Origin of the sequence: Acinetobacter sp. YH12094 (assembly GCF_013419295.1) — a bacterium.
Classification (GTDB): Bacteria; Pseudomonadota; Gammaproteobacteria; order Pseudomonadales; family Moraxellaceae; genus Acinetobacter; species Acinetobacter amyesii.
Genome location: NZ_VPAK01000008.1, coordinates 100,389 through 113,334, shown reverse-complemented (window position 1 = coordinate 113,334; position 12,946 = coordinate 100,389). Strand labels below are relative to the sequence as shown.

The following is a 12,946-nucleotide window of genomic DNA, read 5'->3' as shown; positions in this document are numbered from 1 at the left end:
GATCTATTCGTTGATCAAATCGTTATTGAAAATAGTCAGCTGTTGGTTTTGCCAATTCTATTAAGCCCTGACGCAATGCTTCTGACCAGCCTTTACTGATCATGGTGAAGTATGGGTCTTCTTCATAAATGCGCTTACCATTTGGTATTTCTAAACTGTCCTTTTTATATACCAAAGCATCTAAAGGCATACCTACAGACACATTCGAACGTATCGTTGAATCAAAAGAAATTAAGCTACAACGCATTGCTTCATCGAGTGGCATATCGTAACGCAAAGTTCGGTCAAGTATCGGCTTACCATATTTACTTTCTCCAATTTGAAAATATGGGGTATCCGGTGTCGCACAAATAAAATTACCTTGCGGATAGATATTATATAGCTGCATATCAGCGCTACCAATTTGACCACCTACTAATAAACTACAGTAATAATTACTTTGTTCTAAAATATCTGAGGTGACATCAGAGATAACTTTTTTTAAGGTATGACCGACCAATTCAGCCACTTCGAACATCGTATTTACACTATATAAATTCGGCTCTTGTTTGACCTCTAGCTGATTTTGTAAATGCCCGATGACCGCTTGTGTAGTAGCTAAATTCCCAGAGGTTTGGATGGTAATAAATCGCTCACCCGCAATACCAAAGGTATAAAGTTTACGAAAAACTGAAATATGGTCAACTCCTGCATTTGTACGTGTATCACTGACAAACACCATGCCATCTTTTAATCGTAATGCACAACAATAGGTCATTTTTATCCCTCAAATGATTAACAACTCAACACTTGTACAATTGAGCTCATTGACTCAGTACCACCTTTATCACGAACACCTCGAACAGGAGCTACATCCCAGTAATCCCGCCCAATCGCGACATAAATATGTGATTGTGGTGTAAATAGCTGATTACTGACATCAAAACAATACCATTTATTTTCGATATAGACTTCTACCCAAGCGTGACTGGCAAGGTGGCTACTATTCGGCACAAATAAATACCCAGAAATATAACGTGCAGGAATACCCAAATAGCGACACATTGCGATCATGACATGGCTATGATCCTGACATACCCCTTGCTTATGATGAAAAGCATCAATCGCTGAAGTATGTACCGATGTTTGATTCGATACATAGGGAATATGCGCCAATATCGCTTCAGCCAAACGAATCAGATTGGCACGATTGATACGAGGGACATAACAATCGGCAAAACTTTTCATGTGAATATCGCACTGCGTACTCGGCGTTGGCTGTAAAAACAATTTCGGGTTTAAATCATCCGCATTTGAATCATTTGAACTCAAATTCATCTCTACGATGCCCTGCGCCATAATGGTCATTTGCAGATAAGGTTCGCGCTGCGTTGTGGTCAACCACACATTACCAAAAGTATCCAATTGCATATCACGTTGCCCCGGCACACTCACATCCCAATTTTGCACCTGTTGATGCGCATTAGTGGATGGGGTCATTTTGATATATTGAATGCTTCTGCTAACCACATCAGTGTAAACATAATGGGTCTGATGGTTGATCATGAGCCTCATACAGCCACCTCAAACATATTTTGGATATGATCACTGAAATGGTAAAAATTTTGGCTATTCGGTTGTTGCTTTAGTGCCTGCCATGCCTCTTGCACGCTTTCCCAGCCAAACTGAACTAAAGCGATTACGATATGTTCAATCTTCGCAATGGTGTGTTGAATGTCCTGCTGCATGCGTAACTGGCGATCAAGCTGCTCTATGGCTTGTCCTAAGCTAAAAAATAAAAATACATCTTCAGATTCGGACTCTAAAACATCTTGGCAATCTGTTACCACGTCACAGATATAACCCGGGTTATCACTCGCATTACGAATTAAACGGCTGAGTTCTGCATAACTTTTTGCTGAAAGTACACCCCTTAAGTCCTGTATATTACTTTGCGCATATTTAAATTGGCTGTAAAATGACGCCGGTTGCTCTGCATTTAAAACCAATTCATTCATTGAGTCGACATCGAAGGCTGGTAAACAAAAAGCATGTGCATAGTTCAATGCCATATCGACATCTTGAAATGGAAAAATACTGCATAAATATTGAGTGCGTGCTAAATAACGTCCCAACCAAAAAATATGTTCTGCATTACTGTTTAATAAAATCATGTTTTGCTCCTTCACTGAAGTGCTATGAGCGTAAATCGTCTACTACCCATGTATCTTTAATCCCGCCGCCTTGCGAAGAATTCACCACCAATGAACCTGCTTGCATTGCAACACGAGTTAAGCCACCCGGTACAATCTCAGTTCGATATGGAGAGCTCAATACAAATGGACGCAGATCAATATGGCGTTCCGAAACACCGGCCTCACTTAGGGTTGGGCTAACAGATAAATTTAAAGTCGGCTGTGCAATATATAAATGTGGTGCTGCGGCCACCTTATCTTTAAAACTATTTAATTCTTGTAAAGAGGCTTGTGGACCGATCAGCATACCGTATCCACCTGAACCCTGTGCTTCTTTTACTACCAATTTTTCGATATTCGACAGCACATAGTCCAATTCGTTCTGCTCACGACATTGATAGGTCGGCACATTTTTCAGGATCGCTTGTTCGCCTAAGTAGAAATGAATCATTTTATCCACATAAGGATAAATCGATTTATCATCTGCTACGCCTGTTCCCGGTGCATTTGCAATGACCACATTATGTTGCATATACGCTGACATGAGCCCTGCTATGCCCAAAGTACTGTCAGGTTTGAAACATAATGGATCGAGAAAAGCATCATCCACACGACGATAAATTACATCAACCTGTTGTCGACCTTTGATGGTTTTCACATAAACCTTATCGTTTTCTACATAAAGGTCACGCGATGTCACTAAGGGTACATCCATCTCCCTTGCCAAAAAGGCATGTTCATAATATGCACTGTTAAAACGCCCTGGGGTTAAAACCACGATAAACGGGTTATCGACGTAGGCATTTTCTGCAAGAATTTCACGTAAAAGCTGCGGATACTGCTCAATCCCCATGATGTTGCTTTGCTGGCAAAGTTCAGGCATCAGTTTTTGACTGATCTTACGGCTTTCTAGCATATACGACACACCCGACGGTGTTCTAAGATTATCCTCAAGGACGTAAAATTCACCTGATTGATCTCGAATGATATCAATGCCACTGATTTGGCTATAAATTTTACCTTTTAGCCCATGCATATACATTTGTGGCAAATAGGCTTCATGCGTTAAGACTTGCAGTTCAGGAATAATTCCTGCTTTTAAAATATCTTGTTGATGGTAGACATCATGTAAAAACAGATTGAGAGCTTTCACGCGCTGTGCGCAGCCCAGTGATAAATTATTCCATTCCATTCGTGCAATCACACGAGGAATAAGATCATATGGAATAGTGCGTTCAATGCCTTCATCTTCGCCATACACTGTAAAGGTAATACCCTCATAGAGAAAATGTTGTTTTGCTACCTGATTTAGTTGTTTTAATTCATCAAGTGTATGCTGTGATAACCACTGCTCTATCCGTTGGCATGATTCTTTAGCTACCGTTTTACTGTCGCGCATTTCATTAAAAAAATCCGAATTAAATTGATTAAACAGCGCATGTCCTCGAGCAAGAGGTAAATTTTTTAATGTAGAGACAGAAGTATTGACCAACTTTGCCTCATAACCCTCAATTCCATTTGAAGTTGTATTACGATTTTCTTTCAGCATAGCAACTCCATGTTTTTGTTTTATATGAACTAGATAAAGCAATATATATACCATCAATACATATGTTGCTTCTCTTTGATTATTTATGCATCATTTTTGCAAAGCGGTACAGCATCTAACTGCTCAAGTTGTGTCAAATTGCGTTATTAAAATCATCTTAGTTTTTTTTCAGATGAAGACTTGCTTAACGCAGGAAGATTTCTTATTGTGTCCCACAGCATCTCCATGTTTTTGTTTTATATGAACTAGATAAAGCAATATATATACCATCAATACATATGTTGCTTCTCTTTGATTATTTATGCATCATTTTTGCAAAGCGGTACAGCATCTAACTGCTCAAGTTGTGTCAAATTGCGTTATTAAAATCATCTTAGTTTTTTTTCAGATGAAGACTTGCTTAACGCAGGAAGATTTCTTATTGTGTCCCACAGCATCATTTTTATTTATTTAAGTTCAAGTTCAAGCACTAGATTATGTCTTCACAAGAAAAAGAAACGTCAAACAGCCTCTATCGTCAGTGGCAAATTCTTTCACGACTGTCCACAGGTAAGTGGATGGGTACTCGTGAATTACAAGAAATACTGAACCGTGAAGGCATTGATATCAGCCTACGCACCATTCAACGTGACTTAAACCAAATTTCTCTACGTTTCCCAATTGAGAGCAGTAAAACAACGCCGCAAGGGTGGCGTTGGCGTTCCGATGCACCAATTCAAAGCTTGCCTCATATGACTAGCTCACAAGCGGTCACCTTTATGATGGTTGAGGAGCACTTAAAACATTTGCTTCCACCGAGCTTAATTGAAGAAATGAATCCTTGGTTTGACCTCGCACGTCGGAGCCTGTCGTCGCAAAATAATGTCCGTCAGTGGATTAACCGCGTGCGAATCGTGCCAGCAACTCAGCCATTGATTCCTCCTGTGGTTGAAAAATCTGCACAGCAATCGATTTATGAAGGCTTACTACAAGACAAACAACTCGAATGTCTTTATCAAGGTCGTGGACAACAAAGTGAAGAAAAGACCTATATTTTAAATCCACTGGCTTTGGTCCAAAAAGGTGCAATTATCTATTTGGTTTGCACACGTCATGACAAAACAGACATCCAAACCTTTGCTTTACATCGTTTTAAATCTGCTACGGTCTTAAATTCACGTGCATTACACCCTGTCGATTTTGATATTGATGCCTATATTGACTCTGGAGCGCTTGGCTTCCGTGTGGACTTCAATAAACCGACTGAAATGATTCAACTCAAATTAACCATGTCTGAAGCAGAGGCAGTTTATTTTGAAGAAAGTCAGCTAAGTAAAGATCAAGTGATTCAAAAAACCGAAGATGGCTGGGTTGAAGTCAGTGCAACAGTACCATTTACCTCTCAGTTAACTTGGTGGCTGCGTAGTTTTGGTAAAAAGATTCAGAAAATCGAACCAGAAGAAGTCGCTGTCGTTGTACAACAACGTAATGACTAAACTATTCTAAGGTTTCCTGCTACCTGAAATGTTAAATTTGAGGTAACCACTTTTATTTCATAATCAATACCTAGCACATAATTTAGGCTATGATTTAAACCTTAAGATATCAACACATAAAAAAGTCCCAACGCTGGGACTGGATAATTTCTTAGAATATTTTTGTAATTTTAGTCGTTTAGGTCAAAGGAACTACAGCATAAGTATCTGCTGAATACCTTATGCCATAGCGCTAATTTCTCATGGCTATAATCAATTACTGACATAGGCAGGCTAGGTCGGCATTATTATAACGAATAGATTTCATAGTCATATTCAGCACCTCGTGTTTAGAAAGTAAAATCACTTTAACCTCCATTTTACGTACTGTGAAATAACAAGAACCGCGCTGCTTTTCACAAATTTTCTTAAAGAAGATTCCTGCTTTTCTTATCTGATTTGGCTTTAAATGAAAAATTCATCCAACTTCAATGTTGTTTTTTATAAATGCTACACTGAATCAACAAATTAAAGCTTGAGCATTGTGCATAAACTCGGCAAATTATGAGCAAATGAGCTGAATAAGATTTTTCAAAATATGGCCAGTCCAGCGCAAACTATTCGCCACAAGCTACTAAATACTTTTTTTTCTCGGCATTCCATTTGGTTTGCTTGTATTTTTATCTTCCTACTCATTTCGAGTTTTCATTTAGGTTATTCCCCTCGTTATATTCAATATTTTATTCCACAAACCTTATTGAATAGTATCTGGGTCATTACTGGGCTTTTAAGCTTATTGGGTTTATATGACGTCATACAAAACAAACATTCGATTTTAAAAAATTACCCTATCATGGGGCACTTTCGTTTTCTATTTGAAGAATTTCGACCTGAAATTCGCCAATATTTTATTGAATCTGATCAAGATGCACTGCCCTTTTCTCGTATGCAACGTAGCTTGGTCTATCAACGTGCAAAAAACCAAAATGCAGATAAACCATTTGGTTCAATTGTTGATGTTTACCAAAATGATTACCGCTTTATCAATCACTCCTTGTCACCTTGCATTCCTGCCATTCCTGAAACTTTCCGTATTAACATCGGCAATGAACAATGTAAGCAACCGTATAGTGCATCGATATTAAACATCTCTGCGATGAGCTTTGGTAGCTTAAGTGCCAATGCCATTCGTGCCTTAAACTTAGGCGCAAAAATGGGCAATTTCTACCATGACACCGGTGAAGGCAGTATTAGTCCTTATCACTTGGAAAATGGTGGCGACATTGTTTGGGAACTCGGTAGTGGTTACTTTGGCTGTCGTACGATTGATGGTCAATTCGACCCTGTACGTTTTGCTGAACAAGCCAAGCACCCTCAAGTCAAAATGATTGAGATCAAATTATCTCAAGGTGCAAAACCAGGCCATGGTGGCATTTTACCTAAAGACAAAATTTCCGAAGAGATTGCTCAAATCCGTGGTGTCAGCCGTGAACATGACTGTATCTCCCCATCTAGCCATCCTGCCTTTAGTACCCCTATTGAAATGATGCAATTTATTCAGCAATTGCGCGAGCTTTCCGAAGGTAAACCTGTAGGCTTTAAACTGTGTATCGGACAACCATGGCAATTTATGAGTATTGTAAAAGCCATGTTACATACAGGGATTACACCCGATTTTATCGTGGTAGATGGTTCTGAAGGTGGGACTGGCGCAGCGCCAATTGAATTGATCGATAATATGGGTACGCCACTGCGTGAAGGCCTACTCTTTGTCAATAACACCCTGATTGGTGCAGGCTTACGTTCAAAAATTAAAGTCGGTGCCAGTGGTAAAATTATTAGTGCTTTTGATATTGCCAGTACCATGGCAATTGGCGCAGATTGGGTCAACTCAGCTCGTGGCTTTATGTTTGCAGTCGGGTGTATTCAAGCTCAAAGCTGTCATACCAACCAATGTCCAGTTGGCGTTGCAACGCAGGACAAAGACCGTCAAAAAGCCATCCATGTTCCGACCAAAGCAGAGCGTGTTTTTAATTTCCATAAAAACACCATGCATGGTTTATCTGAACTTATTGCCTCTGCGGGTTTACAACACCCGTCGGATATCCGTGCACACCATCTAGCACAGCGCATTAACAACCGTGAAATTAAAAACTATGCACAGCTACATTTTTGGTTAAAAGATGGGGAGTTACTCAGTTGTGAAAATAAAGATGAAGAAAACTTCTATTTCCGTATGTGGAATATGGCTCATCTAGAAAAGTTCTGATTCCTCCACCCAAAAAAAAGAGGCGACTACGCCTCTTTTTTTCGTCTAGATCCATCACACTGATTAAGGTAAGCTGTGCTCAATCGTCAATTAGTAACTGATGTTACGCGCGTAAAAGTAAATACGCATTTTTAAAATAATTTTTAAGCCTATTCGACGGAGTCTTACATCTAGGGCTTAAATAAAGGGATTACCCTTCGGCTGGAGGTACTCTTACGAAACGTTGTTTCTCATTCGGCAAAATGAGAAGCAAAGCTTCGCAAGGAAACCATCTTGCGGTGCAATGCACCTCACCGACAAAACTCGTTCACTAGCGTCAAATTATTCAAAGTATTGCAAAAACATTTTTGATTAGGAGTAGTCCAGTCTCAAACACTTGCGGATGACCTTCCCACGTATCGTACTTTTATTTAAATCAAATTACGCCCCTGATGTTAGTGCGTAACATCAGTTAGTAATAAGACTTGCTATTCGATTGAGCATGCAAGAATGCCGGGATCAAACCTGTTAATGCAGCACGAATATCGGCACGTTCATTAATCAGCTGATGCGAACCTTCTTCAAGCATGAGAAGCGTCTGTAAACGAAATTTACGACGTATAAACTCAATGTTATAACGCCAATCTACAGTTTGATCCTGTGCGCCTTGCGCTAACCACACTGGAATACGGCACGCTGGGCGTTCTTCCATCTCCTGCATCCATTTTGACATGGCCAAAATCCAATCCATCCCCATCATTCGAGGTTGTAGTGGATCTTTTAAGCGGACAAAACGTAAAAACTCAGGGTTATGATTATTCCGTCTAAAATGACGTGGCACTTCACGTTTAATACGACGAATAATGCCTAATCCAACCGAGTTATGCCACCATGCCGTTTTTGCAGGACGAATCAGCGGAGATAATAATAAAACCCGTTCGACATATGGGTTTTTGCGATGTTCAGCAAAATCTAACAGATGATGCAGCCAAATCGCACCACCCGTGCTCTGCCCAATCCCTAACCATGGGGTTGGTAGTTGAGCCGCATGTTTCACATAACGATATACTGCTTCCAAAACTTGTTGGTAATGATCAAAGTTTTGAATACTGGCTGGCGATCCATTACTTAGACCATGCCCCGGTAAATCATAGGTTAAAACACTAAAACCTTGATCTAAGAGTTCACGAATAATCGGCTGATATATTCCACTATGCTCTAAATAACCATGCAATAAAAATACAGTGCCTTTAATGACATCCGTTTCAGTCTTCAGTTTCGGTTGAAACACTTGTACGTGTAATTTGAACAAAGGCATTTCTACATAGCCTTGCCAATGTTCACAGTTCAAGGCATCTAAACCATAAAGTCGTCGATATGACTGTATTTCAACACTAGGCTCAAACGGTCGATTTAAATTCAGCGGTTCTAATAATTGTGGGGTTAATTCTCGACTTGGAACTGGAAGATCTAATTGTTTAAGAATCGAAGGATTAAGAAATGGGATATCTGACATTATGGGACCTCCCGACAGTCACTTGAGCCAAACCAAACGTCACGTAAGGTGGCTAATAATTCATAATTAGCACGACGACTATGGTCATAATTTTTTTCACTTGGTCGCCATGTGGTTAGTGTCGTTGGCATAGGTGCCACAACAGGAATGGTTTCGATACCATTTAGTGCAAATAAACGACGTGTTCGAGGCATATGATATTGATCGGTAATTAAAATAACCGTCGGTGCGCCGCCTTTTTTCTGTAAAAGTAACGAACTAAAACGCGAATTTTCGCAAGTATTCATACTGCGGTCTTCAAGCAATTTCGCATCAACATCATATTGCTTTAACCATGCTTGCATATACGGTGCTTCCACACCACTCAGTACAATCGGTAACTTATTGGCACGTTCAACATCGAGTGTTTTTTCCAGTCGAAGTCGTGTGTAGTCATTCACTACGATATCTTTATCATTTTTATCTAAGGTTAAACCACCACCTAACACCACAATCGCATACGGCTCTGCGGTTGGCTGCTTTAATGTTTTATCTTTCATTTTGGCAAGATCAAGATAAGTTTCATCATCGATCGGTTCCGCTTCTGAAGCCGCTTGCTCAATTTCATGGGTTTTTAAGAACTCTGTATATTGAGTCATCAGTCCTTTATTTTCCGCACTATTGAGCTCAAGCAGCTCTTTCATTTTTTGAGCAGGATTTTCCGCCAATGCTTCAGAAGAAGCCGCCTCGGACGCAGAAGGATTCAGCAGAGGTACTTTCGGTATGTCCTTTTGACTATCATTCTTTTCTTTTTCATGTTCTTCTTCAATGAGCTGCTGTAACGCCTTATAACGTGCTTGTATAAGGGTTAAATCTTGAGGCTCATCAGACTGTATGGCTTGCTCCATGAGTTTTAAATACGCTTGGCGCGCTATCCATAAGTCAGAACCCGGCTCATAGTTATCATCATCACTCAAGGCGCCGAGTTTTTGACTTTGCGCTGCGAGCTGATTGACTTCTACAGGAACGAAATAATTTAAACTTTTAACGATCAATTTAGAATAAAACGGCGTATAGATAAAAATCATTAGACAGCCCAAAAGTACAAATACCACTGCGGCAATTTGTACTAAGCGAACCATCCAATGTGTTTTATGCATAAATCTAAAACCTATGTGTTTTTATTGATCTGCGTGAGATCGAATCAAGCCATTTGTATCAAATAATACAGGCTCAGGATGTAGTTCAATATTAAATTTTTCAAAAACATCATGTTGTACAGCTTTGTAAGTTGTACGTACATCTTGCAACGTTGCGTCTTGATAATTAACCAACACCAAAGCTTGCTTATCGAACATACCCACTGAACCCACAGATTTCCCTTTCCAACCTGCTTGGTCAATCAACCAGCCCGCTGCCAGTTTTACCGCATTATTCGGTTGTGGGTAATGGGGTAAATTGGGAAATTGCAGCGCAATTTGGTCAAAGGCTTGCTGGCTAATCACAGGATTTTTAAAGAAACTTCCGACATTTGGAAATTCTTTGGGATCTGGGAGTTTGGTTTGACGAATATGAATGACTTGTTGTTGTAGGTTTTCTGCACTTAAGTCTTCACCTACCGCCTGCTTTAAATCACCATAATTTAATTTTAAATCTGCATGTTTTAAAAGTTTAAACGTGACATGCGTAATAATAAAACGCTCTGGCTCATCTTTAAAAATACTATGGCGATATGAAAAATGACAATCGGCAGCGCTAATACTACTTTGCTGTTCTGTTACTCGGTCATAGACCTGTACAGATTCAATAAACTCACCCGCTTCAACACCATAAGCTCCAATATTTTGCACAGGTGAAGCACCGACTAAACCGGGTATCAATGCTAAATTTTGTAAGCCATAAAACTGGTGTGCCGTCGTCCATAGCACAAAGTCATGCCACACTTGCCCTGCACCCACTTTTAAAGTCTGTGTATCGGCATCGTCTTGTACATATTCAATACCTTGAATATCCATATGCATCACTAAAGCATGTATTTGCTCAGGCAACAGCATATTACTGCCTCCTGAAAGTACCAATACATTTAATTGCTCAGCTTTGGCAAAGTCGAGCGCTGCTTGGATATCTTCTACTGATTGAACACGTACATAATGAGATGCTACAGCATCGAGGCTTAATGTATTAAATGGCTTAAGCTGAACCTGTGTTTGAATTTGCATTCTTAAACCTTAATTTTTTTGCTGTGCTTGTAACTGAGTTTTTAAATAATTGACCCAAGCCTGACTGCTAGATTCGCATTGATCTAATACATGTTCAAACCCTGCATCACCACCATAGTACGGATCTGGTACTTCTTGTTGCGGATATTGGTGATCATGTTGACTCATCAAAGACACTTGTGCACGTAGTTGACCGAATTGTTGCTGCGCCTTTTGCATGAGGTTTTGAATATTGTCTAAATTTTCGTAGTCCATGGCCAAAATCAAATCAAATTCAATAAAATCATGAACCGTTAACTGACGTGCACGTAATGTAGATAAGTTATAGCCACGTAATTTTGCATGCTGTTGGCTACGAAGATCAGGCGCTTTGCCCGGATGATAATTGCTCGTACCCGCAGAGTCGACGTGAATATTAAGTTGCGCTTCATCACAAAAATGTCTGAGAACCACTTCAGCCGTAGGTGAACGGCAAATATTTCCTAAACAAACACACAACACCTTATATGGCGTGCTGGATGACATAACAACCTCAAGACTACTTTTATTTCAAGCGTCTTATGTTAAGTTATTTACAGGATGAATCCTATATCAACACTCAAGAATAATGTTTATTTGGATATAAAAAATTAGGGATAAGCCAATGAGTCAATTTCAGTTTCAAACCGTCAGCAATATTATTTCAGGCTTAGGCTCTATTTCCCAACTGAGAGAGGTCCTAGGCGACTTTCAAGCCAAGCGTGTTATGCTTGTGACCGACCCCGGTATGTTGCAACAACAATTACATTTACCCATTTTGGATATTTTAGAAAGTATCCATCAAGATTATGTGATTTATTCCAGTATTCAAGCTGACCCTGCAGAACATATAGTTTTGGATGCAGTTCAATTTGCCAAGAATGAAAAAGTGGATTTGATTATTGGATTTGGTGGTGGAAGTTCAATGGATGTAGCTAAAATTATTGCGATCTTGGCTCATCCTAAGCAAACACAACAGATCCGTGATTTATATGGTGTAGCTAATGCAAAACGACCACGCTTACCGCTCATTTTGATCCCGACAACGGCAGGGACCGGCTCTGAAGTCACACCAATCTCTATCGTCACTACAGGTGAAACCACCAAAACTGGTATCGTCTCCCCTGTACTGTATGCCGATGTCTGTATCCTCGATGCGAACTTTACATTAAATCTTCCCGCACACATTACCGCAGCAACCGGTATCGATGCCATGGTTCATGCCATTGAAGCCTATACATCAAAAATTAAAAAAAATCCGTATGCGGATATGCTTGCTAAACAAGCTTTGCGTTTATTAAATAAAAATTTAGCGCTGGTTTTACACGACGGACATAACCTCGAAGCGCGTCAGCACATGCTGGTCGGTTCAATGCTTGCAGGACAGGCCTTTGCTAATGCGCCAGTTGCAGCGGTGCATGCACTCGCCTATCCACTCGGTGGACACTTTCATCTCTCGCATGGTCATACCAATGCACTGGTTCTCGCTGAAGTGTTAAAGTTTAATGCACCTCAGGCCAAGCAGCATTATGCAGAACTTATGAGTTGGCTAGACCCATACAGTACGGGCTGTACCGATGGTTTATGTGATTTATTTATTGATCATATGCAAAATCATTTAGATCAGAGCGGTTTGGTGCTTAAACTCAGTCAACTCAATGTGCCTGAAAATATGCTCGATCGTTTAGCAGAAGATGCGCTATTACAAACACGACTATTACAAAATAATCCGCGAGAACTGCAGTTTGAAGACGCTCGCCAGATTTACCAATCAATTTATGCCTAAAGT

General features: G+C 40.0%; 10 protein-coding genes and 1 pseudogene. 3 read left to right on the top strand and 8 right to left on the bottom strand.

The window, feature by feature from the left end:
* Positions 1-22: 22 nt before the first annotated feature.
* From FTU34_RS08355 to FTU34_RS08340, 4 genes and pseudogenes are all read right to left on the bottom strand, one after another.
* Positions 23-757 (bottom strand): proteasome-type protease, encoded by a 735-nt coding sequence (locus tag FTU34_RS08355; RefSeq protein ID WP_180023501.1) that lies wholly within the window; start codon positions 755-757, stop codon positions 23-25.
* Positions 758-774: 17 nt separating this feature from the next.
* Complete coding sequence (locus tag FTU34_RS08350; RefSeq protein WP_180035274.1) at positions 775-1,554, bottom strand: transglutaminase family protein; 780 nt, start codon at positions 1,552-1,554, stop codon at positions 775-777.
* Positions 1,551-2,153 (bottom strand): hypothetical protein, encoded by a 603-nt coding sequence (locus FTU34_RS08345; RefSeq protein ID WP_180035275.1) that lies wholly within the window; start codon positions 2,151-2,153, stop codon positions 1,551-1,553. The genes FTU34_RS08350 and FTU34_RS08345 overlap by 4 nt, the downstream gene beginning before the upstream one ends.
* Positions 2,154-2,175: 22 nt before the next feature.
* Positions 2,176-3,609: pseudogene (locus tag FTU34_RS08340) on the bottom strand (circularly permuted type 2 ATP-grasp protein); the annotation flags it as partial.
* Between the two features lie 590 nt (positions 3,610-4,199).
* Between FTU34_RS08340 and FTU34_RS08335 the strand changes: the two are divergent.
* Both FTU34_RS08335 and FTU34_RS08330 read left to right on the top strand, forming a co-directional pair.
* Positions 4,200-5,198 (top strand): YafY family protein, encoded by a 999-nt coding sequence (locus tag FTU34_RS08335; protein ID WP_180035277.1) that lies wholly within the window; start codon positions 4,200-4,202, stop codon positions 5,196-5,198.
* A 577-nt stretch (positions 5,199-5,775) separates the two neighbouring features.
* On the top strand, positions 5,776-7,446 hold the full coding sequence (locus tag FTU34_RS08330) for an FMN-binding glutamate synthase family protein (protein ID WP_180035278.1): 1,671 nt from the start codon (positions 5,776-5,778) through the stop codon (positions 7,444-7,446).
* Between the two features lie 451 nt (positions 7,447-7,897).
* Here FTU34_RS08330 and FTU34_RS08325 read toward each other — a convergent pair whose 3' ends face one another.
* From FTU34_RS08325 to FTU34_RS08310, 4 genes are read right to left on the bottom strand one after another with little or no spacing between them, the layout of a single operon-like run.
* Positions 7,898-8,941: an alpha/beta hydrolase gene (locus FTU34_RS08325; RefSeq protein ID WP_180026424.1), complete on the bottom strand. Its 1,044-nt coding sequence runs from the start codon at positions 8,939-8,941 to the stop codon at positions 7,898-7,900.
* The gene (locus tag FTU34_RS08320; RefSeq protein ID WP_180035279.1) at positions 8,941-10,080 is read right to left on the bottom strand and encodes a YdcF family protein; all 1,140 of its coding nucleotides are present in this window, start codon (positions 10,078-10,080) and stop codon (positions 8,941-8,943) included. Before FTU34_RS08320 ends, FTU34_RS08325 begins: the two co-directional genes overlap by 1 nt.
* 21 nt (positions 10,081-10,101) lie before the next feature.
* Positions 10,102-11,139, bottom strand: a complete 1,038-nt coding sequence (gene murB, locus FTU34_RS08315) for a UDP-N-acetylmuramate dehydrogenase (RefSeq protein WP_180035280.1) — start codon at positions 11,137-11,139, stop codon at positions 10,102-10,104.
* Between the two features lie 9 nt (positions 11,140-11,148).
* Positions 11,149-11,664: a low molecular weight protein-tyrosine-phosphatase gene (locus FTU34_RS08310; protein WP_180035281.1), complete on the bottom strand. Its 516-nt coding sequence runs from the start codon at positions 11,662-11,664 to the stop codon at positions 11,149-11,151.
* A 118-nt stretch (positions 11,665-11,782) separates the two neighbouring features.
* Between FTU34_RS08310 and FTU34_RS08305 the strand changes: the two genes are divergently transcribed.
* Positions 11,783-12,943 carry an iron-containing alcohol dehydrogenase gene (locus tag FTU34_RS08305; RefSeq protein WP_180035282.1) on the top strand — a complete coding sequence of 387 codons (1,161 nt, stop codon included), beginning with the start codon at positions 11,783-11,785 and terminating at the stop codon, positions 12,941-12,943.
* Positions 12,944-12,946: the final 3 nt, after the last annotated feature.